The sequence below is a fragment of the Planctopirus hydrillae genome (assembly GCF_001707835.1).
GTDB lineage: Bacteria > Planctomycetota > Planctomycetia > Planctomycetales > Planctomycetaceae > Planctopirus > Planctopirus hydrillae.
Genome location: NZ_LYDR01000152.1, coordinates 439290 through 465657 on the forward strand (window position 1 = coordinate 439290; position 26368 = coordinate 465657).

Annotated in this window: 22 protein-coding genes; 10 read left to right on the forward strand and 12 right to left on the reverse strand. The window is 54.2% G+C overall.

Annotated elements, in window-relative coordinates; translation table 11 throughout:
- Nucleotides 1-2: 2 nt before the first annotated feature.
- Nucleotides 3-1538, reverse strand: a complete 1536-nt coding sequence (locus tag A6X21_RS20835; protein ID WP_240490350.1) for a Y-family DNA polymerase — start codon at nt 1536-1538, stop codon at nt 3-5.
- The gene (locus tag A6X21_RS20840; RefSeq protein WP_068852124.1) at nt 1453-2211 is read right to left on the reverse strand and encodes an ImuA family protein; all 759 of its coding nucleotides are present in this window, start codon (nt 2209-2211) and stop codon (nt 1453-1455) included. The genes A6X21_RS20835 and A6X21_RS20840 overlap by 86 nt, the downstream gene beginning before the upstream one ends.
- Nucleotides 2212-2328: 117 nt before the next feature.
- Between A6X21_RS20840 and A6X21_RS20845 the strand changes: the two genes are divergently transcribed.
- The 6 genes from A6X21_RS20845 (at nt 2329) to A6X21_RS20870 (ending at nt 9272) form a co-directional block, all read left to right on the forward strand.
- Nucleotides 2329-3003, forward strand: coding sequence for an SOS response-associated peptidase (locus A6X21_RS20845; RefSeq protein ID WP_068852127.1), 675 nt, complete (start codon nt 2329-2331; stop codon nt 3001-3003).
- A gap of 271 nt (nt 3004-3274) precedes the next feature.
- Nucleotides 3275-3442 (forward strand): SEC-C metal-binding domain-containing protein, encoded by a 168-nt coding sequence (locus A6X21_RS20850; RefSeq protein ID WP_083233785.1) that lies wholly within the window; start codon nt 3275-3277, stop codon nt 3440-3442.
- Between the two features lie 116 nt (nt 3443-3558).
- Entirely contained in the window at nt 3559-4956 is a 1398-nt protein-coding gene (locus tag A6X21_RS20855) for a 3' terminal RNA ribose 2'-O-methyltransferase Hen1 (RefSeq protein WP_068852133.1), read from the forward strand.
- Nucleotides 4949-5899 (forward strand): nucleotidyltransferase domain-containing protein, encoded by a 951-nt coding sequence (locus tag A6X21_RS20860; protein ID WP_068852136.1) that lies wholly within the window; start codon nt 4949-4951, stop codon nt 5897-5899. Before A6X21_RS20855 ends, A6X21_RS20860 begins: the two co-directional genes overlap by 8 nt.
- The gene (locus tag A6X21_RS20865; protein WP_068852139.1) at nt 5896-6675 is read left to right on the forward strand and encodes a nucleotidyltransferase domain-containing protein; all 780 of its coding nucleotides are present in this window, start codon (nt 5896-5898) and stop codon (nt 6673-6675) included. Before A6X21_RS20860 ends, A6X21_RS20865 begins: the two co-directional genes overlap by 4 nt.
- Nucleotides 6672-9272, forward strand: a complete 2601-nt coding sequence (locus A6X21_RS20870) for a polynucleotide kinase-phosphatase (RefSeq protein ID WP_068852142.1) — start codon at nt 6672-6674, stop codon at nt 9270-9272. The genes A6X21_RS20865 and A6X21_RS20870 overlap by 4 nt, the downstream gene beginning before the upstream one ends.
- 378 nt (nt 9273-9650) lie before the next feature.
- Here the strand turns inward: A6X21_RS20870 and A6X21_RS20875 are convergent, their stop codons facing one another.
- The 5 genes from A6X21_RS20875 to A6X21_RS20895 form a co-directional block, all read right to left on the reverse strand.
- Nucleotides 9651-10901, reverse strand: coding sequence for an NADH-quinone oxidoreductase subunit D (locus tag A6X21_RS20875; RefSeq protein ID WP_068852144.1), 1251 nt, complete (start codon nt 10899-10901; stop codon nt 9651-9653).
- 63 nt (nt 10902-10964) lie between these two features.
- On the reverse strand, nt 10965-11486 hold the full coding sequence (locus tag A6X21_RS20880) for an NADH-quinone oxidoreductase subunit C (RefSeq protein WP_068852147.1): 522 nt from the start codon (nt 11484-11486) through the stop codon (nt 10965-10967).
- A 30-nt stretch (nt 11487-11516) separates the two neighbouring features.
- Nucleotides 11517-12062 carry an NADH-quinone oxidoreductase subunit A gene (locus A6X21_RS20885; protein ID WP_068852150.1) on the reverse strand — a complete coding sequence of 182 codons (546 nt, stop codon included), beginning with the start codon at nt 12060-12062 and terminating at the stop codon, nt 11517-11519.
- Between the two features lie 101 nt (nt 12063-12163).
- On the reverse strand, nt 12164-12808 hold the full coding sequence (locus A6X21_RS20890; RefSeq protein ID WP_131818475.1) for a DUF2203 domain-containing protein: 645 nt from the start codon (nt 12806-12808) through the stop codon (nt 12164-12166).
- Nucleotides 12809-13124: 316 nt separating this feature from the next.
- Nucleotides 13125-13655, reverse strand: coding sequence for a 4Fe-4S binding protein (locus tag A6X21_RS20895; protein WP_068852155.1), 531 nt, complete (start codon nt 13653-13655; stop codon nt 13125-13127).
- A gap of 260 nt (nt 13656-13915) precedes the next feature.
- Here A6X21_RS20895 and pdxA point away from each other — a divergent pair, with 260 nt between their 5' ends.
- Complete coding sequence (gene pdxA, locus A6X21_RS20900; RefSeq protein WP_068852159.1) at nt 13916-14941, forward strand: 4-hydroxythreonine-4-phosphate dehydrogenase PdxA; 1026 nt, start codon at nt 13916-13918, stop codon at nt 14939-14941.
- Here the strand turns inward: pdxA and A6X21_RS20905 are convergent.
- Nucleotides 14931-15683: a nucleoside 2-deoxyribosyltransferase gene (locus tag A6X21_RS20905; RefSeq protein ID WP_068852162.1), complete on the reverse strand. Its 753-nt coding sequence runs from the start codon at nt 15681-15683 to the stop codon at nt 14931-14933. The two genes, pdxA and A6X21_RS20905, sit on opposite strands and share 11 nt — an antisense overlap.
- A gap of 232 nt (nt 15684-15915) precedes the next feature.
- On the opposite strand from A6X21_RS20905, the gene A6X21_RS20910 reads away from it, so the two are divergent.
- Together A6X21_RS20910 and A6X21_RS20915 are read left to right on the forward strand one after the other, a co-directional pair.
- Complete coding sequence (locus A6X21_RS20910) at nt 15916-18273, forward strand: DUF2079 domain-containing protein (RefSeq protein ID WP_068852165.1); 2358 nt, start codon at nt 15916-15918, stop codon at nt 18271-18273.
- A gap of 42 nt (nt 18274-18315) precedes the next feature.
- Entirely contained in the window at nt 18316-18831 is a 516-nt protein-coding gene (locus A6X21_RS20915; protein WP_068852168.1) for a hypothetical protein, read from the forward strand.
- A gap of 18 nt (nt 18832-18849) precedes the next feature.
- Here the strand turns inward: A6X21_RS20915 and argS are convergent, their stop codons facing one another.
- Entirely contained in the window at nt 18850-20832 is a 1983-nt protein-coding gene (argS, locus tag A6X21_RS20920; protein WP_068852171.1) for an arginine--tRNA ligase, read from the reverse strand.
- A gap of 87 nt (nt 20833-20919) precedes the next feature.
- Complete coding sequence (gene rsfS / locus A6X21_RS20925; protein WP_083233786.1) at nt 20920-21354, reverse strand: ribosome silencing factor; 435 nt, start codon at nt 21352-21354, stop codon at nt 20920-20922.
- A gap of 506 nt (nt 21355-21860) precedes the next feature.
- On the opposite strand from rsfS, the gene A6X21_RS20930 reads away from it, so the two are divergent.
- Complete coding sequence (locus tag A6X21_RS20930; RefSeq protein WP_068852174.1) at nt 21861-23258, forward strand: MBL fold metallo-hydrolase; 1398 nt, start codon at nt 21861-21863, stop codon at nt 23256-23258.
- 96 nt (nt 23259-23354) lie between these two features.
- Here the strand turns inward: A6X21_RS20930 and glmS are convergent, their stop codons facing one another.
- Both glmS and A6X21_RS20940 read right to left on the reverse strand, forming a co-directional pair.
- Nucleotides 23355-25217, reverse strand: a complete 1863-nt coding sequence (glmS, locus tag A6X21_RS20935) for a glutamine--fructose-6-phosphate transaminase (isomerizing) (RefSeq protein WP_068852177.1) — start codon at nt 25215-25217, stop codon at nt 23355-23357.
- Nucleotides 25218-25386: 169 nt separating this feature from the next.
- Complete coding sequence (locus tag A6X21_RS20940; RefSeq protein ID WP_068852179.1) at nt 25387-26355, reverse strand: NAD-dependent epimerase/dehydratase family protein; 969 nt, start codon at nt 26353-26355, stop codon at nt 25387-25389.
- Between the last annotated feature and the right edge of the window lie 13 nt (nt 26356-26368).

Sequence of the window (26368 nt, forward strand, 5' to 3'; positions counted from 1 at the left end):
GGTTAAAAAAATTCCCCATGCCAGAACCAGAGATGATCCTGAAGGCGTCGGAAGACCCACAGCCACTGGCCTGAAGATGTTTCGACGCGGTAGTAGTCCCGGCAGACGTATTCACCATCCCACCAGCCGGATTCGATTCGCTCCGGTTCTGTCGAATAGGAAATGTCGAACCGTATTCCCTGCCAGAACAGCACAGCGGGAGGCCCGTCTGGCAACATGGCGATGACCTCGACTGGTCTTGGCTCAGGAAACAAGGCCGTGGGACGATCAACCCCATGAAATCGTGCGGGGAACGTGGTGAACTCCGCAGAGTTTGCATCGGATACCTGATGCATTTGCACCGCCCGTTCGGGAACAGGATCGGGAAGCAAACAGGGGACGAGAACTGCTTCTGCCCCCAGACGGCTGCTGAGACGATTCACGAGCATCGAGAATTGCCGTGCATGACCTCGTGTGCCTCCATCGAACAACTCCTGTTGGTTGGTTTCGAGAGGGGACACGTCCAGCGCTTCCATCATCAGAGCGACAACCGGAGATGAAAGCCGCAGTTTTTCCTGTTGGAACCGCAGCAGATCGGCGATGTGCTGCTGATCGCTGGTTGCTTCGCAGAGACGAAGGCTGAGCGACTGTGAGGTACGGTCTTCCATGATCAACCGGCATTCCAGATGGCGGGTGCCGAGGCATTTCGGGGTGAGCAAGTCCAGCAGTTGTCGCAGCAGCAGAGACCAGAGTTGTTCAATGGCTTCCGGGTGAGATATGCCCTCTTCGAGATTTCGCTCGACCCGATACGTTGGCAGCGGATGGCAAGGGGTGATCGTCTCTGGGCGTTGTCCTCTGAGTTGATCAAGGCGAGTAACAATTTCTGCTCCGAAGCGGCGTGTCAGCGAAGCACGATCCAGTGCGAGCACCTGACGAATGGTCTGGATGCCCAGCCGCTCCAGCTTCGTCAGCGTGGAGTCATCCAACCGCAGCCCCATCACAGGCAGCGGTTCCAGCCGGTGGAGTTCTCCTGCAGGGATAACGACCGGCTGATGCGAACCTGCCAGAAAATGAGCCGCTGCCCAGGCTGAGCCGATGGTCTCGCTGATGGCGATGCGACCGTTGTAACGGTTGTTTGAGAGCGCCCGGTCCAATTCTTCGGCGAGTCCCTGCTCACTGGAAAAGAATTGGGCAACCCCGGTCACATCCATCAGAATACTTTCGGGGTGGTCGGTCTCTTCCAGTCCAATACGAAAGCTGAACCGCTCGCAACGCAGAGCGAGTTCAATGAGTGCCTGTCGATCCTGTGGAGGCTGGACCGCTTCCACAATGATGCGGTCGCGAGGTCGGAAAAACGTCCGGGCTTCCGAGACCGGCATTCCCACCCGCACGCCACGTTTTTGAGCCAGTCGATTGCCATAGCGAACGAACTCTCCCCGCTGCAACCGCTCGGTCAGCAAGAGGAGACATCGGTCAAGTTCCGGTTGAGCGACGACGAGTCGTTGCAACGTCCATTCGGGGAACCAGAGGCAGAGGATTCGCTGAGTGCCTGTTCTCATAAAGCGTTCCCTTCCAGTTGTCGATCATGATGTCCGCCGTGGTGTGATGGGGTTTCCCGTGATGGGAAATAACTTCCACTTGAAAGCCGGGTGAGCCACGCAGAGAAGGACTTGGGTGCACCTTGAACCGAACTTCTGCCCATGAAGGTTGATGCACGGCTTTCGTGGATCTCACGAGAAAGCCGATCCCTGCGGAATCTTCCGCCGCCAATTGGAGACGTCGAAAACTGGTGCTGGTGATTTGCTCGATATTCGCCCAGACGACCCCGACTGCTTCGCATCGGAGCGCCTCTTCACACGCCCAGAGAGCCTCCCGCTCGGAAGCTGGTCGAATCAGGATCAGCCGGGAGAGATCAAAGCCAAGCAGCGAAAGCGACAGTGGGAACAGGTCGTGGCGAGTGTCGATCAGCACCAGCGGACGTCCTGCAGGGCAGACCCGCCGACCAGTCATCAGAGAGACCGTGCCAGCACCGCTGGCGTTACTCTCTCCCAACCACTCGACAAGGCTCCCCTGACGCACTCCCTGGCCGGGAAACAGAGTGTCTAAGGCATCACAACCTGTTGTGAGATAACGTGTTGAGTGGGCAAATGCTCCTCGCTCGCAAGCCCGAATCCGGCTTTGGAGTTCGACAATTCTCTGCTTCTGGGTATCGTAAAGATTCAGTGTCCCCATGTTCCGCTCCTTGCTTGAAAACTATACGCATGTATATTTTTTGTCAAGCGGCGGGTTGCTCGTTGTACGACCGTAGTCTGGGAATGTTCGGTTGAGAAATCGGAATGACGTGAAGCGATGTGTGGTCGGTACACCCTCAGAACTCATCTCAACCAACTGCTCCAACTCTATGCGGCTAAGTCGCAGGTCGAGTGGAAGCCACGCTATAACATTGCTCCCACACAGCAGGTTGCTGCGGTCCGTTCCCTCCCTGATTCGACTTCCCGGGAACTGGTTCTGTTGCGCTGGGGGCTGGTGCCGGCTTGGGCGGATGACCCCAAAATCGGAAGTCGCATGATTAATGCCAGAGCGGAGACACTCGCCGAGAAGCCGTCATTCAAGACCGCATTGAGACGCCGCCGCTGTCTCGTATTGGCGGACGGCTTCTACGAATGGAGGACAGAAGGCCAATCAAAACAGCCCTTCTGCATTCGCATGAAGGATGCAAGACCGTTTGCATTCGCCGGACTTTGGGAACGCTGGACAAAATCCGGCTCGCCCATCGAGACCTGCACGATCATTACGACGAACGCTAACACTCTCATGTCGGAACTGCACGACCGCATGCCGGTGATCCTCTCCCCAGCCGCTGCTGATGTCTGGCTGGATCAGAAGATCGAACAACCGGAACTGCTGCTTTCGTTGCTCGGCCCCTATCCCGACGATGAGATGGAGGCATATCCCGTCAGCACGCTGGTCAATTCGCCGAAGAATGAATCCAGCGAATGCATCGTGCCTATCGCATCGAAGTAACCGCGGTCTGAACCAGCACGCTCGCCATGGTGATCACTTGCCATCCTGTGAAAAGCGACCACAAAAACGCACAAGGCTGCTGTAGCGAACTGCGGCGAACAGCTTCAACGAGAAACCCAAGTGATACAAACGCTATCCATAACGCAGGTGAACCTTTTCTTCTGCCGTGGTGTCAGCGACAACAGATCCACAAACTCTTTCAGAAACGAAGGTGCATCATGCGACATGAAAACCAAAAACACTTTGAAGAGCGGCCATTTTTTTCGAAACGATGAGCAAGCGGCGTCGAGGCTATCCCTCGGAAACTCAGGTGAAGCGCGGGGTGCGGATCGTTCATGGCAACAAGGTCTTGGAAGAAAAGCTGGGACGGAACGACCTCTGTCCGTGCGGCTCAGGACTAAGATTCAAGAAGTGCTGCCTTCCAAAGGGCTGCTTTTGAAGGCGTAAACCGTCGCCACTACTTCAGGAACTGACCTCAGCAGCCCATCCAGTGGTCGATCCGCTGGATGGGTTGCTGCATAATTGAGTGCCGCGAACATCAATTAGGCCTATTGCATGATCTTGACCATTACCACCACCCATCAACCTGCGACCGATCTGAGTTACTTGCTTCACAAGCACCCGGATCGAGTACAGAGCTTTGACCTGAGCTTCGGAACTGCGCGTGTATTCTACCCGGAAGTTTCCACTGAACGCACGACGGTTGCGCTGTTACTTGAGATTGATCCGGTGGGGATGGTGCGGGGCAGAGGGGCAGAGCAGAACTCACTATTTGATCGCTACGTGAACGACCGACCTTATGTCGCCTCATCGTTCATGAGTGTGGCGATTTCCCAGGTCTTTGGGACTGCCTTGGGTGGCCGATGCAAGGATCGCCCCGAACTGGTGACGACTCCAATTCCGCTCTCGGTAAGAATTGACGTGCTTCCCGTGAGGGCTGGTGAGGGATTTCTGCACCGGGTCTTTGAGCCGTTGGGATATACAGTCGAGGCGACGTGCCACTCCCTCGATGATCAATTCCCAGAATGGGGGGACAGCCCGTATTACTCTGTCACTGTCATGGGCACGAAGACGATTTCGGAACTGTTGACGCACTTGTATGTCCTGATTCCCGTCTTCGACAATGAGAAGCACTACTTTGTGGGCGAAGACGAACTCGACAAGCTGCTCATCAAAGGGACTGGCTGGCTCGCTCAGCACCCGGAGAAGGAACAGATTACTCGGCGATTTCTCAAACATCAGTCGAGTCTCTACCGGGAAGCTCTCATTCGCCTTGTCGAAGAAGAACGCCTCATCGACATCGAAGAACTCCCTGAACCCCAGCAGCAAGAGGAATCTTTGGAGAGGCCAGTAAGCCTCAACGATCAACGTCACGGAGCGGTTCTGGCCGCCTTGCGGGCCAGTGGTGCTCGCAAGGTGTTAGATCTCGGCTGTGGGGAAGGGAAGTTGCTGCGAGAACTTCTCCAGGACCGGCAGTTCGAGCAGATTGTGGGGCTGGATGTGTCGGTCCGGTCGCTGGAAGTCGCCAGCAGTCGATTGAAACTGGACCGTCTTCCTCCCCGTCAAGCTGAACGACTGCAACTCATTCATGGCTCGTTAATCTATCGTGACAGACGTCTCGAAGGGTTTGATGCAGCCGCTGTTGTGGAAGTTATCGAGCATCTCGATCAGCCCAGGTTGGCAGCTCTGGAACGAGTGCTGTTCGAATTCGCCAAACCGGCGACGGTCGTCATGACCACACCCAACCGGGAGTACAACGTGATGTGGGAGTCTCTGCCAGCGGGGAGTTTCCGACATGCCGATCATCGCTTCGAATGGACCCGCCATGAGTTTCAGGAGTGGGCCAATCGAGTCTCCGGACAGTACGGTTACGCTGTCCGATTCATTCCCGTAGGCCCGGAAGACGAAACGGTTGGGCCACCGACGCAAATGGGAGTATTTGAGCGTGTCTGAGCGAGTTCACCAGAACCCGAGTCTTATCTTCTCTGAGGGAACGCAAGTTGTTGCACTCAGAGCGGTTACGGGACAAGGAGGAAGAACGCTTCAACCACAAGGAGCGGTTGGCGTGATTGTTCGTGCTCCCGCCGATCTCGATCATTCGTATCGAGTGCGATTCCCTGATGGTGTTGAGGAATCGTTGCGGCGAGAGGATATAGTGGTGCTGGCTCACTTTCAGGAGGGCAAGATCGGCGATGCGCAAATTGCTGCCGCTCGGAGCAATCTGTTCGACCGGGTGATCTTTCGCTGTATCATCGGATCGAGAGCTTATGGGCTGGACGACGAGGAGTCCGACACCGATTACCGGGGAATCTTCCTGCCACAAGCCGGGTTGCAGTGGTCTCTTTACGGCGTTCCAGAACAGATCGAGTGCCACCAGACCCAGGAACACTATTGGGAACTTCAACGATTCCTTGTCCTCGCCCTCAAGGCCAACCCGAATGTCCTCGAGTGCCTTTACACGCCACTGGTAGAGAAGGCAACGCCAATTGCCGAGGAACTTCTGGCAATCCGGTCAGTATTCCTCTCTCGTCTGGTTTACCAAACCTACAATGGCTACGTGATGTCGCAGTTCAAAAAGATGCAGGCGGACATCCGTAATCATGGTCAGGTGAAGTGGAAGCATGTGATGCACCTGATTCGCCTCTTGATCTCTGGCATTGCCGTGCTGCGGAACGGTTTTGTGCCAGTGAGAGTCGAGGAACATCGAGAGCAGCTATTGGCAGTGAAGCGAGGCGAACTTCCCTGGCAAGAGACCGAAAAGTGGCGGCTGAGTCTGCACACTGAGTTTGATCGAGCACTATCCGTTTCGAAGTTACCGGAACGTCCTGATTATGAACAGGCGAACGCACTGCTCGTGAAAGCCCGTCGGGCGGCATTATCGGAGGAACTCCCATGACGATTGACCCTCGTCTGCACCGACATATCGCCGAACATCCATATCCCCTCCTGTTCGCTACGATCAGTGGAGCGCATCTCTACGGTTTTCCGTCACCCGATTCTGATTTTGACCTCAGGGGTGTGCATCTATTGCCTCTGCGGGATATTGTCGGCATGCGTGAGACCGAGGAGACCATCGAGAGATCAGGGCTTCACGATGGCCTGGAAATCGACCTCGTGACGCACGACGCCAGGAAGTTCTTCGGCCTGATGCTCAAGAAGAACGGCTATGTGCTGGAACAACTTCTCTCCCCACTCGTAGTTTACACGACTCCCGAACATCAGGAGTTGCGGGCTCTTGCTGACAGTTGCGTCACAAGACATCACGCTCACCACTACCTTGGATTTGCCGAGACCCAGTGGAAATTGTTCCAGAAGGCTGATCCGCCCCACGTCAAGCCGTTGCTATATGTGTACCGTGTACTGCTCACCGGCATTCACCTGATGCGAACGGGCGAAGTTGAGGCCAATCTCGTGAAACTCAATGAGCTGGTGCGGTTGCCGCAGATTCCTGATTTGATCGCCCAGAAGACTGGTGGTCCAGAACTAGGAAAGCTGGAAACTGCCGATCTCAGTTTTCACGAGGCCGAGTACGAGCGACTGCGCCGGGAATTGCAATCCGCGTTCGAGCAGAGCCGATTGCCCGAAGCACCAGTTGCAGCGGAAGCATTGCATGAGCTGCTGGTGCGATTGCGCTTGAAGGAGGCCAATATTCAGAGAGTGCCCGCAACATGAAGATCACCATTCCCAAACTCTCGCTTGTTGTCCTCATTGGTCCCAGCGGATCGGGTAAGAGCACGTTTGCACGGAAGCACTTCTTCCCGACAGAAGTGTTATCGTCGGACCATTGCCGCGGGTTGGTCAGCGATGACGAGAACGATCAGGCGGCGACCACAGATGCTTTCGACGTGCTGCACTACATTGCGGCGAAGCGATTGGCACGGGGCAAGCTCGTGGTCGTCGATGCGACGAATGTTCAGCCCGAAGCCCGCCAGCCCTTGGTCGAACTCGCCCGCCGGTATCACTGCCTGCCGGTGGCAATCGTGCTCAATGTCCCGGAGGATGTGTGCCACGAACGGAATCGAGGGCGGGGTGACCGCACGTTCGGCCCTCACGTCATCCGGCAACAGAATTCGCAGCTTCGCCGCTCATTGCGAGGACTCAAGCGGGAAGGGTTCCGGCATGTCTTCGTTCTGGATTCTGTCGATCAGATCGAGAACGCAACGATTCAACAGGTTCCCCTGTGGAACGACCGCCGAGATGAACATGGGCCGTTCGACATCATCGGCGACATTCATGGCTGTTGCGATGAACTCGAAGAGTTACTGTTGGAACTGGGGTACGTGAAGCACACAACGAGCGATGAATCCTCGCTGTGGGGTGATGTCAATTATGTCCATCCGCAAGGCCGTAAAGTGGTGTTCCTTGGTGACCTTGTGGATCGTGGCCCCCGCATCCTCGATACATTGCGGATTGTCCGCAACATGGTGCGGTATGGCAGTGGCATCTGCGTTCCCGGCAATCACGACATAAAACTATTGAAAAAGCTGAACGGTAAGAACGTCCAGATCACGCATGGCCTGGCAGACACTTGGGCGGAGATTGAAGCTCTACCGGATGAGACTCGAGAATTATTCAGAAAGGACTTGGCAGAGTTTCTCGACGCCCTCGTCAGTCACTATGTTCTCGATGAGGGAAAACTCGTGGTGGCCCATGCCGGGATGAAGGAGGAAATGCAGGGACGAGGTTCGGGGCGGGTGCGGGACTTTGCGCTCTACGGCGAAACGACGGGAGAAACGGACGAGTTCGGGTTGCCTGTGCGCTACAACTGGGCTGCAGAGTACCGGGGGCAGGCATTGGTCGTTTACGGCCACACTCCCGTTCCAGAACCGGAATGGCTCAATCGGACAATCAACATCGATACCGGCTGCGTCTTTGGGGGCAAGCTGACGTCTCTGCGTTATCCCGAGCAGGAGTTCGTCTCTGTTCCCGCGAAACAAACGTATTGCGAACCAGCTCGACCGTTTCTTTCGGAAAGTCAGAAGGCACCCAACTTGTCGGCCCAGCATCAGCAGGATGATGTGCTGGACGCTGCGGATGTCCTGGGCAAACGAATCATCTCCACAAAGCTGGATCGAACGGTCACGATTCGGGAAGAGAACGCCACCGCTGCTCTGGAAGTCATGAGTCGGTATGCGGCTAATCCTAAGTGGTTGATCTATCTCCCGCCCACGATGTCTCCCTCAGAGACCTCGAACGAGCCAGGGATGCTTGAACACCCTGCGGAAGCTTTCGCCTACTTCCGCAGTCAGGGAGTTCCTCAGGTCGTGTGCGAAGAGAAGCACATGGGATCGAGAGCGGTCGTGGTAATCTGTCGTGACCAGGTCGCAACGCGGGACCGATTCGGCATCCGAGAGGATGAAATCGGAATCGTCTATACCCGTACTGGACGGCGTTTTTTCAACAACGCCGATCTTGAACGTAGTTTTCTCGAACGTCTGCGTTTGGCGATGACCAAAGCGGGATTCTGGGAAGAGTTCCAGACGACCTGGGCGTGCCTTGACTGTGAACTCATGCCCTGGTCGGTCAAGGCCCAGGAGCTGCTGCGATCACAGTATGCGGCAGTTGGATCTGCAGGATCAGCCTCGCTTCAACGAGTCCTGTCGGTGCTTGAACAGACGGCTCAGCGACACATCGGTGATAAAGAGATTCTTGATGCTCTCAGAGTAAGGTTCGGCGATCGGCAATCAGCCATCGAGCGATTCGTAACAGCCTATCGTCAGTACTGTTGGCACGTGGAATCACTGAGCGACTTGAAGTTGGCTCCGTTCCATGTGCTGGCAACGGAAGGGAAGGTCTATACTGATCAGAACCACGTCTGGCACATGGAAACCGTGGCACGTCTCTGTCGGGAAGACACAGACTTGATGCTTGCAACAAGCTATCAAATGATTGATGTGACCGATCTCGATAGCACCGCCAGAGGGGTCGACTGGTGGAAGTCGCTCACTGCTCGCGGCGGCGAAGGGATGGTGGCAAAACCTCTGAACTGGATCAATCGGGGCAGGAAGGGACTGGTGCAACCGGCGGTCAAATGCCGTGGCAAGGAGTACCTGCGAATCATCTATGGCCCGGATTACGACTCGGACGAAAACCTCCCGAGACTTCGCAGCCGTGGCCTCGGTCGTAAACGGTCGCTCGCACTTCGAGAATTCGCCCTGGGTTTGGAAGCTCTGGATCGGTTCGTCCGTCAAGAGCCGCTCCGGCGTATTCACGAATGCGTCTTCGGTGTGCTGGCTTTGGAGAGCGAGCCAGTCGATCCCCGACTCTAACCTGCAGGCTGAAATCTAACCCTGGTCTTGCGCAGCGGCATAAGGGAGAACCGCCTCAGTATTGAAGCTCAGCTTGATAAATAGCCGCTGCAGACCTGTGAACGAATGAAGCCAAGTTTCGCGTCTTCCAGCGAAACGATGAACGATAAGGTCGCGCTCCCTGCATGCTTCCACAGGGAGTTCCACCGAAAAGACTTCAGACAACTTTTACCGTTGTCTGAAAACAAGCAAGTGGGTCGGCTTCCGAGTGTCCAGGACGGCGAAATGATGCACTCTCGATGCATCTTAAATCCTATCAATACCATCGGTTAAGTGGCTGGCGCGTCTCTGTTGAAAGGTCTGAGAGTCTCTTCATCGATTAAGCTGGTGTCAATTTTCTTATCTGTCGATCTCGCCCATGACGATATCAAGCGAGCCGGCGATTGAGGGGATGTCGGCCAGGAGAACTCCCTGGCAGAGTTCGCTGATCACAGAGAGATTGCAGAACGAGGAGCTTTTTGCTCGAGTCCGAAGAGGTTCGGCAGAGCCATTGCCGATGACATAGAATCCCATCTGGCCGCGAGGGCATTCTGTTTCCAGATAAACTTCGGCAGCAGGAAGTTTCGTTGTCAGCCGATAAGGGATTTTGTGTCCTGCGGGATCGTGAGCAACTCCGCCAATCGTCCAAAGGTCGGCTGCTTGCCTCAAGATGCGCATCGATTGTGTGACTTCCAGCATGCGGACATAAAAACGACACCAGTTATCTCCCACAATGACTTCACGCGGAGCATTGCGAAAAGGGGCGGTGGGGATATCGAACTCGAACTTTTCGTAGAGAGAGGTATAGATTTTATCTCCATGACGACGGAGATCGAACTCCACTCCACTCCCGCGAAGCACGGGCCCTGAGCAGCCGTAAGAGATGGCTTTCTCGCGAGTCAACACTCCCAGGCCGGCTGTCCTTTGGACGAAAATGTGATTTTCTGTCAGGAGTGTATGGTATTCATCGATTCTGGGGCCCAGCCAATCGAGGAAGAGAATCACGGCGTCGACCCACGAGATCGTGGCACCTGCAGGCCTGCCGGTGAGCATCGCCAGACCGGGTGGAATCGGGATGGCTTCGGGGAGATCGTGAGTGACTCCGCCTGGAGTGACGTAGCTGTAAGTCAGTCGAGCACCGCAAACCTCTTCCAGCAGGTCAAGAATGATTTCTCGCTCGCGAAACCCATAAAGGAAAGGCGTAAATGAACCCAGGTCGAGCCCGTAGGCACCCATCCCGAGAAGATGGCTGGCAATGCGGTTGAGTTCAGCGACAAAGACCCGGATTAACTGAGCTTTTGGAGGAGCCACCTGCGACATGAGTTTCTCCACTGTGAGTGAGAAACCCAGGTTCATGTTCATGGCGGCGAGATAATCCATGCGGTCTGTGTATGGGACCCACTGGGGAGGTGCGAGATGCTCGCCAATTTTTTCGGCGCAGCGATGCAGATATCCCAGGTGAGGAATGACTTCGTGAACAATTTCGCCATCAGTGCGAAGAACCAGTCGCAAAACACCATGCGTGCTGGGGTGTTGCGGCCCCATATTGACCAGCATTTCGTCGGTGCGAACGTCAAGTTCGATAATCCTCTGGTCGGCAGATTGAGGCATGGCTTATCGTCTATTTCATGTCATGCAAATGGTCGGTGAATCGAAAAACGAGCCTTGGACGGATCATCGTCCGCGAATTCCGTGATATTCCAGAGGGAACTCATAATCTTTGCGAAGTGGATACCCTTCCCAGTCTTCCGGGCAGAGAATCCGCCGTAAATCGGGATGGCCAGTAAAGCGAATTCCAAACATATCGAAGGCTTCTCGCTCGTGCCAATTGGCCGCCAGCCAAAGGTCGGCAATCGACGGGATCTCAGAGAGTTCATCGCGATCAGGTCGAGGCAAGATCACTTTCAATGTCAGTGTCTTTTGCCGAGTGAGCGAGAGCAGATGATAAACCACTTCGAATCGTGGATCCGCAATCACCGGCTTTTTTCCTGCCGGGCTGAACCAGTCAACGGCTGTCAGATCCGAGAGAACATTGAACTGGCAATCCTGATGATCTCGCAGTATCTGGCAGGCCTCGCGAAGGGCATGGCTCTTCAGTTCGATCCAGGAGTCGCCGGTGGTTGCTTCAACCAGGCGGACCGAACCACCGGGGAGTTGTTGCTCTAGCAGAGAGAATTCAAAAGTCGGACTGGACATCGGTCACTCGTACCACATTCAAGACGTGCATTATCTGTGGGATGGATTGGCAATGGATTTCAGTTCGTCAGCCCGCACCCAATCCAGGTCTCCTCGTTTCCAGAGGTAGGCAAACCCAACGAGGAGCACTGCAAAGAAGATGATGACATCGACGAATGACATCCAGCCTAATGCCAGTGCGGCCCTCGGATGCAGGCTGGTTGTTGAGATTGCAGAATGTTGGTCAGAGGTAGCGGGAGAATGTATCTCTGGAAAAAGTGTCGAAGTGAGATGATTGGCAGCATCGGCTGAAATGGAAGTGTCCGCCAGATGAATGGCTGAGCCGAACACCTGTGCCCAGGGGAAAAAGAAGACCAGTTCCACATCGAACACGATAAACAGCAGCGCGACGACATAAAATCTGAGATCGAACTGAATAAAGCTCGATCCGATGGTTGGTTCACCACATTCGTAGATATCGTCTTTGGCTGCCGAAGGTCGGGCAGGTCGAATCCATCTCCCGATAACCAGTGGGATGACAAAGAGCACAACGCCGCAGAGTGTGAAGATCAGTAAATGGCCAGCAACGTCGGTCATATCAGATACAAACATTCGTCAGTAGAGAAACTACCTGTCATCAACTGCAGGATTTCAGCCGGATTCGACCTGAGCCGGATTCAAGCTAAGCCGGATTCGAACTAAACAGAGGCATCACCCGAGCCACTATTGCCTGCACCCGTTTTGCCATGACCTTCCGGGTTTGGCTGAGTTTCAGGAATCAACGCATCCTGAGCTGGTAAGGAAATGCCTGATGGCGATATTCCTGTTGCTGATGGTACGACTGTGGCATCTGCGAGTCCGGTGGATAGAGAGGGACTGGCGGTTTTATCATCAGTCTGAGGGTCTCCCTTCTGTTCCGCAGAGAGTGGAGAACGGACGTCCGCCAGGTGGCCGACGCCATACCAGTGGGCAATCTCGGGTTCACCGATTTTCCACGAGAGAGTGGCATCGACACCATCAATTTTCGTAGGAAAATCAATCAGACCCACTGAGCGATCACGAACAACGACACCCAGCGCTTCCAGTTCGGCAACATAGCCCTCCAGGCGTTGTTCATCCTGAGCGAGGTGATATTGGATCTGTTCGACTTCCTCCCGATAGGCCAGCGGAGCCGAGGAGTTGGCTCTGCGGTGCCGCGACTTCATCTCCTGCAGTCGGCTATGTCGAGCCAGCAGATCTCGATGAAGTTCGACAATGTCCTTCGTGATGGCCTGCACCAGCGGCATCGACTTCTTCGCAGATGCGAATGTAAATCGCCGGGAACGTGTGGCGGGTGCTTGCACGGGCTAACCCTCTAAAAACAGGGAGTGGGAAAACCGGAAAGGTCGTCTGTCGTCCAATTCATTTGTTGATCAGATGCCCGAAAATGTCCAACGAGCCAGTTCGATCAATGTTCATTCGTTCGAAACGCTTTTTTGGAATTGTACCTGAGTCTCCCCGTGTCGTCGGCTGTGCATGAGCCAATTTGTGGAAGATTTCAAGAATGTCGCAATGTTCGATAAAGCAATTAAATGATAAGGAATCAGATTTTCGCTTGAAAAGTGACCCGAATGCCACTGATCGCCTTGTTGCTTAAGCAAGTTCGCAAAGTTGTTTCTGCTAAGTTGTGGGAGATTCGCCTTTGATCCACACGGGTTCATCGATCACTTTTGAGGCCGCCACGGCGTTAGGAGTCAGGGTGGCTCTTCCCCAGGCAATTTCCAGGGGGAGCTTGGCATAGTCGACCACACAACCGTCTCGGTTGTAGCAACTCAAGTCGTGATTCGAGCCCATAAAAATACAGTCGACCGGGCACGGATCCACACATAATGCACAGAACATGCATTTTGTGTAATCAATCGCGAATCCATCAACCTGAAAGCCTTTGCTTCCCGGAATGCGGGATTTGTTGATGTAGATGCAATCGACGGGGCATGCCACGGCACATTTATCACAGCCGATGCATGTCGTCAGATCGAAACGATGAAAGCCCCGGTACCGTGCCTTGAGCGGGATAGGTTGCTCGGGATACTCATAGACTTCAGTGAAGGTGGGGCGACGGTAAGTCTTCAGCCACACTCGCAACGTGAGCCAAAGTCCCCGAATCACACTGCTGACAGCCAGCCAGACATTTTGTAACCAGATTCGCATCCATCGCCGCCTTGAGCCAGACAAGCCATCGCTCATTAACGATTATAGGCCAGCAAGAAACTGTCGCAAGCTCAGGATCATTTCCCCCAGTCTCTTACTGTTGTCAATGATGAGATTTCTCACTGACCTGAAGTTCGCGACATTTGCGACAAATCGCCAAAAGTGCGACTATGCCGTAAGATATTGCAGCACAATAGATTCCTCAGTTGACGAAGGAGTCACTCCGCAGCTCTTTTTGAAGTCGATGATTGGCACAGGTCATGGATCAGCACTCAATTACCTCGCGACCTCTCATTGCCGTCACGATGGGTGACCCGGCTGGAGTTGGCCCGGAGCTGTGTGTCCGATTGCTGGCTGAGCCCTCAGCTCTTGAACAGAGTCTGCCAATCATCCTGGGAGATGCTGTGGTGCTGCAGGCTGCTGCTGCGAGTACGGGGCAGAGCCTGGCAGCTCCTGTCATTTCATTGTCGGATTTTGCCAGGGGCATGTCTGTCAGCGGGCCGACCGTTATTGACTGTGGTGCCATTGAGCTGAATCAATTCACGCCCGGAACTGTCAATGCGGCCACAGGCAATGCCAGCTTTCAGTACATTCAGCGAGCAATCGATGCCGCCCTGGCTGGACGGGTGGCGGCCATTACAACGGCTCCTATCAGCAAAGAGGCACTTCATCTGGCGGGACATCACTTTCCCGGCCATACCGAGATTTTTGCCAGCAAAACTCAATCGAATCGCTGGTGCATGATGCAGTATTCAGAAGAAGTCGTGTGCACTTTCGTAACAGTGCATTGTGGGTATTCTGAAGTACCTCAATTGCTGACCACTCAGCGAATTCTGGAAGTGATCGAACTCACGCACGAAGCCCTGGTGAAAATTCGTGATCGTGTGCCGAAAATCCTTGTTTGTGGCTTGAACCCGCATGCCGGCGAACATGGATTATTTGGGCAGAGGGAAGAAGAACGCGTGATTGCACCGGCTGTCGAACTGGCGAAGCAGCAAGGGATTTTGGTCGAAGGACCTCTTCCGCCCGATACCGCTTTTGTTCCTTCGCGGCGTCGCACTTCTGACGCAGTCGTCTGTATGTATCACGATCAGGGACATATCCCCGTCAAGGCACTGGCCTTTGATTCGGCAGTCAATACCACACTGGGTTTGCCGATTGTTCGCACGAGTGTTGATCACGGCACGGCGCTGGACATCGCCTGGAAAGGTCTGGCGAATCCTGGCAGCCTCTATTCAGCCATCCGACTGGCAAACAGGCTGGCGACAAAATCGCTCAAAATGTGATCGTCGGCGACATTCGTTCCGGAGCAAAGAGTTTGATGACACAGTCGGCGATGCGTTCGTTATCAATCTCATCAACTGCCGAGCTCGGCTGAGCGCCCACCGCAAACTTTGGCTGTTCATCAGGAACATGGTGCTGTGCCTGACTGACCTCGAGGGGCTTGTTTTCAAGTAGGCTCCACAACGCGGCCCCATCCGAGACCGCACGGCTCACTCGTGGTGGCAGATTGTGCAAAGGCTTTTCTGCAGCAGGAATCCAGCCCGCAGCCCGATGGTTTTGCAGAGCCACTTGAAGAGCGGGGACAATTTCGTCAATGAGAGTCACTTTCTGGAAATCGACCAGACCATACAGTAGCGGGTTGATGCGTCCTTCGATCAAGGAGCGGGCATCATCCGAGAAGGCAATCATTGGCTTGCCCAGGATCCACGCCATTGCTGCTTCCGAAACCGCACCTTCGTCCGGAACGCGACCATTGAGATTCCACACAACCGCGTCACAGGCAAAGACCAGTTGATAGACATCAAGCGCAAAGATCGCGCTGTGCAAAAACTGACCGGCGACAGCCTTTTCGTAACCGCGAGCAACCAAAACATCCAGTACCAGGCGAAATTCCATGCCATCGCGATGAGGCAGATAGACCGGATAGCCAGCGGCGTTCAGTCGATTGGCAATCGAGGTCATTTCCTCGCGTTCGCAACCGTTGAACAGCGGGCCGGCACAATAAACTCGCGGGAGCACATTCATCGACAGACTTTTCGCAAATTGTTTCTGATGAGAATACAGGATGATGACCTCAACACCTCGCGTGAATTGAAAACCTGGGTTGAAGTCTAACGGCGATTCTCATCTGGTGATGTTGGCTGGAGTGGCAAGTCGTTATCCTGTGTAAAACACCTGTTGGTGCAAACAGAGATGTTTTTGAAACTGATGACGATTGTTGGCGGGCGGTCTTGTATCAGCAAGAGTAGAGCCTGCGATGGCCGAGGCAATTGAGCGAATGTCGAAGAAAAACCGTGGTTCACGCTCGCCTCAACCGGCGCGATCTGTCGATTCCTCCCGATCTTCGGGCAGGGCAGCCACTTGGCAGCGTATGCCTTGGCGAAGTGCAGGGGGCTGGCTGGGCTTGGGGATGATTGGCCTGGCCATGTGCCTGCGGGACTGGCTTGGCAGCCAGCAGATGGCGAGTCAATTTGTCAGTTTGGCGACCGCACAGAAAATCAGTCTGGCGCTGGGAGGAAGCCTGCAAAGATTCATTGATCACAGTGGTTTGAAAGTCTCGTATGATGTGCCGTTTGCCTCGACAATGATCATCAGCAGTCTGTTTGTCGTGACGGGCTGGTTGGTGGGTGGCTGGCTCTTGCCTCAGAATCTGCAAGGAACAGAGACAAGTTTACCACTGGCAAAATCGACAGGTGATTCCCAGCCCGGCAGATACTCACTCTGGGGGAAAAAGTTCGGTCAAAGTTTATCGTGGCTGCTCGTGTGGCAATTGTGCTGGACAGTTGGCCTGCTGACGGGTTGGGAAAGTCTGGTTGGGGTGGTCGAGGCGAATGCTTCCATGACCTTGGCACTCTCGCTGGCCTGTGCCCTGTGGGCCTGGTGGTCACTCGGTTCTGAGCAGTCTCAGGGCCATGAACAGTTGGCACAAGCGGCCGTGCCGCCAAACGATTCTGCTTCGCTCGCATCATCTGCTGAGAAATCGAGTTGGCGTTCGTTGTTGGCTTTGACACTGGCCTACAGCCTGGTCTTTATCAGTATGAACTGGGCTCTCTGGTTCAATCTGAGAATTCCACATGGCGATTCTGCCATGTACGAAGAGCATTTGTGGAACATTCTGCACGGAAAAGGCTTCCGCAGTTACCTCGATCAAGGGCTTTTTCTTGGTGAACATCTGCAGGTGATCCATCTGGGGTTATTGCCTTTTTATTCGATCTGGAAATCGCACCTTTTGCTGGAAATGTGTGAGACGCTCGCACTGGCCAGTGGTGCTTTGATCGTTTTTCAATTGTGCCTGGTTTCAGGAGCTGGCCGTCGCGCGGGGTTCTGGCTGGGGCTGGCTTATCTGATGTATTTCCCCATGCAATTTTTAGATATTGAAATCGACCTCAAAACTTTCCGGCCCGAAGCATTTGGTATCCCGCTCCTGTTGCTGACACTCTGGCAACTGGAATTATGGCGGCTTGAAAAGGCACCTTTATGGCGGTGGCTGATATGCCTGCTGATCACTTTGACTGTTAAAGAAGACTATTCACTGATTTTCGGCCCGCTGGGTCTGTGGCTCATGGTGACGGGGGGCTGGCAGTCAGGGGTAGTTACTCCTCAAGAGTCAACAAGCAGTCTCTGGCAGCGTTGCCAGCAGTCGTGCTGGAGAATGGTCAAAACCCCTCAGGGAATTGCTGGCGGGATCCTGCTGGTAAGCTCTGTGGTTTACCTCCTCTTTGCCGTCAAGGTGGCGATTCCATTCTTCCGCGATGGAGAAGGCGTCCATTACGCCCGGTATTATGCGGAATTCGGCTCATCATTTACCGAAATTGCCTGGAATATGGCGACTCGTCCCGATCGAGTGTTGGGGCGGCTTTTGAACCTGCAGACCCTGATGTTTGCGATTTCTCTCTTAGCCCCACTGGGGTTTCTTCCTCTGTTATCGCTCAGCCGCCTGCTGGTGGGGGTCCCGTTGTTTGGACTGCTGTGCCTGAACAACATTGCTCAAGATCCTCGCCATCAATTTCATGCACCACTGGTGGCAATTCTTTTGTGGGCGAGTGCCTATGGGATTGTTTTCGGTCGCGAGTGGATTCAACGCATCCGAGTAAGACTGACAGCGTCCGGAGACTGGTCGATCCCCATCCGTCCCGATGAGAATTACGCTGGCTGGCAACCCGACGGACTCGCGGTCTGGGGATTGGCCTGTGCATTGCAAACCGGTCTCTGGTTTTCGCTTTCTCCTTGGGGAGTCACGTTCTGGGATGCCAATTCGAACTGGTCTTGGCAGCAGCTTTATCGTCCGACGGAACGGGCAGCCGCGTATTCGAAGATTGCAGATCTGATTCCAGCGACTGCAAAAGTTGCCTCAACAGATTATGTCCATCCGCGTTATACTCATCATGAGCGATCGTATGATTACAGCAAATATCCGAGAAAGGTGAGTGGGTACGAACTGCGTGTTCCTGAGGATACCGATTACATCGTGATTGACGCGCGTGGCCCATACAGTGAGATCCACGAGCCTTCGCAAATTCCCGAATATGCTCAGCATCCTGAGAAATGGGAACTCCTCCCGGACACGACAAATGGTTACTTTATTGTTTTGAAGAGACGATGGGAGTCTCCATAAACCAGCTTTTCACTGCCTGAAAGTCTTTCCCAGGAGCCACTCATGGTTGCCATTTTGCGAAGAGCGGGCCTGTTGGCGGTCATCATCATCGGCTGTGCCGAGGTGGGTTTCGCTCAGAATCAGGCTGTCCAACTTCCTTCGGTGGGGCAGTCGAGTGCTGCAACCTCCATCAGTGTGCCGGATGGTGGCCAAACTCTGATTGGTGGAAGTTCCCGTGGTTTGACCACAATGCCTTCCCGCTCGACCTTTCCCCTTTCCCGCGGGCCTGTGACCAGAAATCCGCTGTTTGGTGGCCCGGCCTACGGTCGTTCACTGAGTGGTGGTTCGATGACGGCCAGTGTGCGAATCATCGATCTTCACGAGATGGATCGTCAGATCCTGGCTTTGTCCCCGGCAGAAAGCTCCGAAGCCGTTGAGCCCGATGCTCCCAAGCCAGCGTTCACAGCGAATGACTATCTTCGCAAGGCCGATGAAGCTGAGGCGAAAGGAAAGCCCAAGGTTGCAGAGATCTACCGGCGACTGGCAGCAAAACACACGACAAAAGAGACAGATCGTTAATCACCTTCGGGGCGACGACTACATCTTTTCTGCAACGCGGATTCCCAGGAGACCAAGCCCTTCTTTCATGACTCGGGCTGTCCAATCGCATAGCAACAACCGGCTGTGACGGATCGACTCGTCGGTCTCTTTAAGGACCGGGCATTCGTCGAAGAACGTGCTGAATCTGTTGGCGGTCTCGAACAGATACTGCGTGAGCACATTGGGTCGATATTCGGCAGCCACGTCGTGAAGGGCTTCACCGAATCGAACCAGTTGTAAAGCAAGCATGCGCTCGCATGGCTGTGTCAGTCGAATCGGATGTTTACCCTTTCGCAACTGTTCGATGTCGATGCCACCCTTGCGAAAGATGCCATGAGTTCGCGCATAGGCGTACTGCATGTAGGTGGCAGTGTCTCCCCTGGTGGCCAGCATTTTTTCAAAACTGAAGGTGTAATCGCTCTCGCGGCTGTGGTGCAGATCGGCGTAAATGATCCCACCAATGCCCACAATCTCGGCAATCGCCTGCCGGGTGGTATCATCGAGTTCAGCACCCGTCGGTTTGCTGTCATCCCCGGCATTGACAATCTGTCGAGCGCGCGAGACCGCTTCATCGAGCAGGCTTTCGAGGCCAACAGTGTCGCCAGATCTCGTTTTGAATGGCCGTTTGTCTTCACCCAGAATGGTGCCAAACTTGACATGTGTCAGTTCGACGTTGTCGTAGCCAAGTTTGCGAGCTGTCGCAAAGAGCATGTCAAAATGCTCGCTCTGACGACTGTCGACCACGTAGAGAATGGCATCGGCCTGCAAAGAATCGACACGATACTCAATGGTGGCGAGATCGGTTGTGGCATACGTGAAGGCGCCGTCGCTTTTGCGAACAATGAATGGCGCTTCATATCCTTCAATGAACACGCACTGAGCACCCTGGCTGGAGGTCAGCAGTTTGGCTTTTTCGAGTCGATCAAGCACTCCGTGGAGCATGGGATTGTACCAGCTCTCACCGAGTGTCATGTCAAACTTCAGATCAAACCGGGCGTAGAGTCCTTCGAGAGCCTTCAGGCAATCGGGCAGGAACTGGTTCCAGAGAGCCAGATTCTCAGGATCTCCAGCATGCAGCTTCGCCGTTTCTAATCGGGCTTCTTCGGCAATGCGGGGATGTTTGGCGGCGATTTTCAGGAGTTCTGGATCAGCTTCGACAGCCGTGATTTTCCTGGTAGCGCTCTCCAGGGCTTCTGTCGCTTCTTTGAGCTCGGCTTCCGCCTTTTTTACCTGTTGCTGAAGTTCCGGAGATTTTTTTACTCCCGATTTCGCGGCATTGGACAACAATTCCTGAGCTTCTGCGAGGCTCTTTGTCGCTGTGGGAATTCGGGCTTCGATCTCGCTGAAAGTCGATTTCAGGGCGTGATAATCCGAAAGTTGATTCACCAGTCGATACAGCCGGGCGAGTTCGGCTACAGGAGCGGCCTCAAACGCCTTTTCATGACGGAAGTTCTTGTACCCGAAAATGATCATGCCGAACTGAGTGCCCCAGTCACCAATGTGATTGTCACTCTGGACGGAATGCCCCAGCTTTTTCAGCACTTTGTAAAGAGCGTGGCCAATGACTGTGCTGCGCAGGTGGCCGACATGCATTGGCTTCGCGACGTTCGGCGAAGAAAAGTCGACAATGTACTGTCGTGAAGGTGAGGCTGGCTCAAGTCCTAACTGCACATCATGGGCGCATTCTGTGGCTGCTTGTTCGAGCCAAGACTCTTTCAGCTTCAGATTGATAAACCCGGGCCCGGCAACGGTCGCAGGTTCGCAGATGTCATCGATCTTCAGCCCCTGCACGATCTGCTCGGCAATTTCGCGCGCGGGTTTCCCGACCGATTTCTGCATCGGCATCGCGCAGTTGGCCTGGAAGTCGCCAAAGCGGGTGTCTCCGGCTGACCGGAGCATGTCGACAAAGTTTTCGGGCTCGGGTGTTAAAGGAACCAGAGCATCGCGAAGTCGCTGTCGGAGGAGTTGGAGCAGATTCACGGGGAAGGTTCACTTCACTGAGAGGCTGACATCATTGTTGATCGAGCAATTTTCGACAGGCAACGATTCATGTCTTCAAAATGGCATTTAAGAGATCTGGACGGCACCACTGGAGAGGAGCTTTTTCCAGTCCAGTCGCGGCGCATCAGCCCAGAGACCTTCGAGGTCATACAGTTCACGAGCCTCAGCGACAAAGACATGCAGAATGACTGTACCGAAGTCCTGCAGCATCCACGACTGACTTTCGCCCCCTTCGAGGGCCGGAAGTGCCTGATAACGCTTTTTGAAAATGCCCCTGACTTCTTCGATAAGTGCCGCTGTCTGCCTGAGATTTGTGGCAGTGGCAATGACGAAGTAATCGGCAATCGGCGTGATTTTGGTCAGGTCGAGGAGTACGACGTCTTTGCAACGGAATTCTTCCGCCAGACGGGCACAATGGCAGGCATTCTTCAGTGAATCCTGCTGCTGTAGTACGAGTTCCTGCTGATAGGTGGTCTCGTCATAGATTTTCGTGGATGTCATGAACTCAAGCTCTTGCAGAGGCGAAAAGGCAGAATATTGGTCAATCCTGGCAGCAGATCGATACGAGTGATCGTTGTTATTTCTCGATAGCTGGCAGGATAATCAACGGCTTCTTATGTGAATCATTTGCCCTCATATCGTCGCTGATCTGTCATGTTGATGCAAGCAACAGCCAATAAAGGGCTTAAAAACAAAGCTTTTACCTGAAAACCTGATGCCACCTGTCCCAGAGATCAATGTCGGTGGAGAGTCCATCAAGCATGCTTGCTCCAAGCCGCAAGCATGGCGCGCAAATCGCAATTGAATCGTGGAATCCGCATGACACTTTAAATCCGATTAGCGGGCCAAACTCAGGTCGACAGGATCTTGAGGACACTGTCCAAATCCAACAGGTTCGTCAAACTTCGGGTACGATCACTCCTGGCGTCACCAATTGATATGATTCATGGGCTCGGGAGAGATCTCCTGTCAAACATTCAATCTTTTCGCCTTTTGAAAACTCTCTTATGAAGCTGACTGTTCTTGGTGCTGCTGGTGAAGTGACTGGCAGCCAGCATTTGATCGAGACTTCGACGAGACGACTTTTGCTCGATTGTGGTCTTTTCCAGGGGCATCGCGCCGAGTCCCGTGCGAAGAACAGTCATTTTCATTGCCGACCCCAAGAGCTTGATGCTGTCATTCTTTCGCACGCCCATATCGATCACTGTGGAAATCTTCCCGGTTTGTATAAGGCGGGTTTTCGAGGGCCGATTTTCTGCACGCCACCCACCGCTGAGATTGCGGCAGTCATGTTGCGGGATGCCGCCAAGATTCAGTCGGAAGATGCGGAATATCTGCGGCGGCATGTCAATCCTCGCGACGCGCGAGCCATTGAACCGCTTTACACCGAAGAGCATGCCAGAGCGGTCTGCGATCTCTTTGAAACGATTCCGTATGGTCAACGGGAAGATGTGGGCAAAGATGTTCGCATTCTATTCCGAGAAGCCGGGCATATTCTCGGTTCGGCAATTGTAGAACTCGATCTGGAAGAACAGGGGGAGTGGAAGCGAGTCGTCTTCACGGGTGATCTCGGCAGACGAGGATTGCCGATTCTTCGCGATCCGCAATTGGTCGATCGATGCGACCTGCTGATTACCGAAGGAACCTACGGGAACCGGATTCATCCGGAAGCGGGTGCTCAGGAACTTGAACTCCAGCGCATCATTCAAAGAACTGCTGCTCGCGAAGGACGTGTGATTATCCCGGCGTTTGCGCTGGGGCGAACTCAAAACATTCTGTACTACCTCAATGATCTCAATAATCAGAACCTGCTTCCGCGGATCCCGATGTATGTCGATAGCCCGCTTTCCAGGGAACTCACGCAGATTTATCTGCGGCATTTGAACGAAATGGATGCGGCTGTGCAGCGTGTCCGGCAGGCGGATGAGCATCCCTTCAGCTTTCCGGGACTGCAGTTCATACGAACACCTCAGGAAAGTGCCTCGCTCAACTATCGCAAAGGATCATTTGTGGTCATTGCTTCGAGCGGCATGTGCGAAAGTGGTCGAGTGGTTCATCATCTCAAGCATGGCCTCGCTGATGAAAAGAACACCGTGATTCTGATGGGTTTTCAGGCTCAAGGAACACTCGGGCGGCGATTACAGGAACGCCGATCCCCTGTGAAAGTGCTGAATCGGGAAGTGGAAATTCGAGCCGACATCGAGTGTCTGACTGGCCTTTCGGCTCATGCCGATGCGGCCGACTTCCAGTGGTGGTTCGGCGAGCTTGGTAAGCGTGGAGGTTGCGGAAAAGCCGTCGTGGTGCACAGCGAGGAAGGACCAGCCGCAGCGACTGCCGCTCTTTTGGCCGATGTTTGTGATGAACCGCCGATTGTTCCCAAGCCGGGCGAAGTGATTGAGTTTTAGAGCGTTTGTGAATTTCCTCTTGGAAATGACAAAGCAAAAGAAAATGCCCGGCTCCACTTTGAAGCCGGGCACTTATAGACGTCGTATCAATCAGACCTATTCTACCGTGACGCTCTTGGCGAGATTGCGGGGTCGATCGACGTTGCAGCCGCGGAGCAGGGCGATTTCGTAGGCCAAAAGCTGCAGTGGAACCGAGGTCACCATCGGCTGGAGGTATTCATCGACATCGGGCACATAGATCACGTCGTCCGCCAGTTCAGCGACTTTGTCGTCACCTTCACAGGCAATCGCAATAATCGGGCCGCGACGGGCGCGGACTTCTTCCATGTTGCTGATGACTTTGGGGTAAATCTGACAACGGGGAACGACGAAGACACTGGGCGTCTGTTCGTCAACCAGCGCGATAGGCCCATGTTTCATTTCGGCCGCAGGGTAGCCTTCGGCGTGGATATAACTGATCTCCTTCAGCTTGAGAGCTCCCTCCAGTGCGACGGGGAAGTTGTGCAGACGTCCCAGATAAAGGAAGTTTTCAGCGGTGTAGTACTTGCGAGCGATCTCTTTGACGCGGTTATGGCATTCGAGCGTCTGGCGGATTTTGTCGGGCATTTTTCGCAGGTTGGCAATCATGCGCTGGCCTGCCGGATAAGATAGGTGGCGAATGCGTCCCATGAAGAGCGCGAGCAAAGTGAGAACTGTCACCTGGGAAGTGAAGGCCTTGGTCGATGCGACACCCACTTCCGGGCCGGCATGCAGATAAATTCCACCGTCGGCCTCGCGGGCGATTGACGACCCGACAACGTTGCAGATGGCGAGAGTCGGGTGTCCTTTGCGTTTGCATTCGCGCATAGCCGCCAGAGTATCGGCTGTTTCCCCACTTTGAGTGATGGCAAAGACCATTGTTCGCTCGGACATGGGCGGATTGCGATAACGCAGTTCGCTGGCATATTCGACTTCGACAGGAATGCGGGCAAACTCTTCGATGATATATTCACCCACGAGACCTGCATGCCAGCTTGTGCCACAGGCTGTGAGTACGATGCGATCAATGCGGCGCAATTCCTGTGGGTCGAGATTCAGGCCACCAAATCGTGCCGTGGCTTCGTCATCGTCGAGTCGTCCGCGGAAGGCGTTTTCAATGGATGTCGGCTGCTCAAAGATTTCCTTGAGCATGTAATGTTCAAACTGGCCGAGTTCAGTATCCGATGCGGTTTGTTCGAGGACACGAATATGAGGAGTTTGAGAGCCAGTATCGCGATGCAGAATTTCCAGAGAATTCGCAGTGATCATGGCGATTTCGTGGTCATTCAGGTAGACCACTTTGTCGGTGTATCCCACGAGTGGGCTGGCGTCGCTGGCCAGGTAGTGTTCGTCTTTGCCGACACCGACAACTAATGGGCTTCCCAGGCGGGCGGCAATGAGCAGGCCGGGTTTATCTCGAAAGAGAACACCCAGGCCGTAAGTCCCTTTGAGTTGCTTCAGGGTCAGTTCAACCGCTCGCAGATAGGTTGCATTCGATTCGGGATCTGAACCGAGCTTGAGTTCTTCTTCCAGTTGGTGCGCCACCAGATGAGCAACAACTTCAGTATCGGTCTGTGAGTGGAAGACGTAGCCGAGTTCCTGAAGCTGGCTGCGAAGGGTCGCGTAGTTTTCGATCACACCGTTGTGAACGAGGACGACTTCACCATTTCCGCCGGTATGAGGGTGAGAGTTGGTATCTGAAGGCTGACCATGTGTCGCCCAGCGTGTGTGGCCAATCCCATGAGTGCCAGTCACCGGGCTCGCTTTTAGGAGTTCAGCAAGTTGACCGACTCGCCCCGTTTTTTTGCGAACAGCGATGGTATCGCCGGATTGAACTGCGATTCCTGCGCTGTCGTACCCTCGGTACTCAAGACGAAACAGACCTTCCAGCAGGTAGTTTGAGGCTGGCTTGGCTCCGATGTAGCCGACGATTCCGCACATCTGATTTTCCCGAATGGAACAGTGAAACGAGCAAATTTGGTACGCGGTTGATGAAACCGGATTTCTGGATATTTCTGAAGCTTTATGCAGATAATCAATTGTGGCAACATCAGTTTTGGCAAAGTGGTTACGTCGTTGCCTGGAGATGTCTACCGGCTTTATGAAGGTGCTATGTCTGGGCGGCCTGGGTCGCAAACCAGCGCACAGTTTCCTTGAGTCCCTGGGCGAGGTCAAAACCCGGTTTCCAACCCAGATGGGCAGCAGCTCTGGCAGGGGAAACGAGGCTGGATCGCAGATCACCGGCTCGAGCTGGCCCGTAATTCATCTCCGGTAGATTGAGCTGGATCCCTTCCTGTGCGCGAAGTGCAATGAGCTGATCGCGAACACACGAAGCCAGTTGATTGACATCTGTCGGAGTGGCTGTGCCAATGTTGAAAGCGTCGAAATGTGTCGGCAATGTCGATTCCATTGCCAGGGCATTGGCGAGAGCCACATCTGGCCCGTAGACATAATCTCGAATGTATTTGCCATCGCCATTGATAATAGGTGCCTGACCAGCGAGCAGTTTCTGGCAGAAGATGGCGACGACACCCGCTTCACCGTGAGGGTTTTGCCGGGGGCCATAAACGTTGGCATAGCGTAAGGCGACGCCCTGCATTCCTCGCTCACGGGCGAAGAATTCCAGATATTTTTCGCCGACCCACTTACTGATTCCATACGGTGAGATGGGGGCCGCGGGGTAATCCTCGGCCGTGGGGACGGAGACATCCCCGTAGAGGACGCCACCGGAGGAAGCGAAAACAATTCGTTTCACACCGACGGCGGCGGCTGAATCGAAGACGTTCAGTAATCCAAGAACGTTGACTTCGGCATCGAAAACAGGCTCACGGACAGAGCGACTGACAGACATCTGTGCCGCCTGATGAGAAACCCAGTCAGGGCGAACTTCTTCGAAGATCTCTCGAATTCGAGAGCCTTGGCGCAGATCAGTGACGAAGAGTGGAACACCCTGAGGAAGATTTTTCGGGCTGCCTGACGAAAGATCGTCGATCACAAATGGTTGATGTCCACGGGCGATCAAAGCATCCACAATATGGCTGCCAATGAAGCCGGCCCCGCCTGTTACGATAACTTTCATGCGTGCATTGCTT

What these genes read in the sequence shown, in the direction of transcription:
- A6X21_RS20835 (WP_240490350.1), bottom strand. Translation starts at nt 1,538, where the DNA reads ATGAGAACAGGCACTCAGCGAATCCTCTGCCTCTGGTTCCCCGAATGG.
- A6X21_RS20840 (WP_068852124.1), bottom strand. Translation starts at nt 2,211, where the DNA reads ATGGGGACACTGAATCTTTACGATACCCAGAAGCAGAGAATTGTCGAA.
- A6X21_RS20845 (WP_068852127.1), top strand. Translation starts at nt 2,329, where the DNA reads ATGTGTGGTCGGTACACCCTCAGAACTCATCTCAACCAACTGCTCCAA.
- A6X21_RS20850 (WP_083233785.1), top strand. Translation starts at nt 3,275, where the DNA reads ATGAGCAAGCGGCGTCGAGGCTATCCCTCGGAAACTCAGGTGAAGCGC.
- A6X21_RS20855 (WP_068852133.1), top strand. Translation starts at nt 3,559, where the DNA reads ATGATCTTGACCATTACCACCACCCATCAACCTGCGACCGATCTGAGT.
- A6X21_RS20865 (WP_068852139.1), top strand. Translation starts at nt 5,896, where the DNA reads ATGACGATTGACCCTCGTCTGCACCGACATATCGCCGAACATCCATAT.
- A6X21_RS20870 (WP_068852142.1), top strand. Translation starts at nt 6,672, where the DNA reads ATGAAGATCACCATTCCCAAACTCTCGCTTGTTGTCCTCATTGGTCCC.
- A6X21_RS20875 (WP_068852144.1), bottom strand. Translation starts at nt 10,901, where the DNA reads ATGCCTCAATCTGCCGACCAGAGGATTATCGAACTTGACGTTCGCACC.
- A6X21_RS20880 (WP_068852147.1), bottom strand. Translation starts at nt 11,486, where the DNA reads ATGTCCAGTCCGACTTTTGAATTCTCTCTGCTAGAGCAACAACTCCCC.
- A6X21_RS20885 (WP_068852150.1), bottom strand. Translation starts at nt 12,062, where the DNA reads ATGACCGACGTTGCTGGCCATTTACTGATCTTCACACTCTGCGGCGTT.
- A6X21_RS20895 (WP_068852155.1), bottom strand. Translation starts at nt 13,655, where the DNA reads ATGCGAATCTGGTTACAAAATGTCTGGCTGGCTGTCAGCAGTGTGATT.
- pdxA (WP_068852159.1), top strand. Translation starts at nt 13,916, where the DNA reads ATGGATCAGCACTCAATTACCTCGCGACCTCTCATTGCCGTCACGATG.
- A6X21_RS20905 (WP_068852162.1), bottom strand. Translation starts at nt 15,683, where the DNA reads ATGAATGTGCTCCCGCGAGTTTATTGTGCCGGCCCGCTGTTCAACGGT.
- A6X21_RS20910 (WP_068852165.1), top strand. Translation starts at nt 15,916, where the DNA reads ATGGCCGAGGCAATTGAGCGAATGTCGAAGAAAAACCGTGGTTCACGC.
- A6X21_RS20915 (WP_068852168.1), top strand. Translation starts at nt 18,316, where the DNA reads ATGGTTGCCATTTTGCGAAGAGCGGGCCTGTTGGCGGTCATCATCATC.
- rsfS (WP_083233786.1), bottom strand. Translation starts at nt 21,354, where the DNA reads ATGACATCCACGAAAATCTATGACGAGACCACCTATCAGCAGGAACTC.
- A6X21_RS20930 (WP_068852174.1), top strand. Translation starts at nt 21,861, where the DNA reads ATGAAGCTGACTGTTCTTGGTGCTGCTGGTGAAGTGACTGGCAGCCAG.
- glmS (WP_068852177.1), bottom strand. Translation starts at nt 25,217, where the DNA reads ATGTGCGGAATCGTCGGCTACATCGGAGCCAAGCCAGCCTCAAACTAC.
- A6X21_RS20940 (WP_068852179.1), bottom strand. Translation starts at nt 26,355, where the DNA reads ATGAAAGTTATCGTAACAGGCGGGGCCGGCTTCATTGGCAGCCATATT.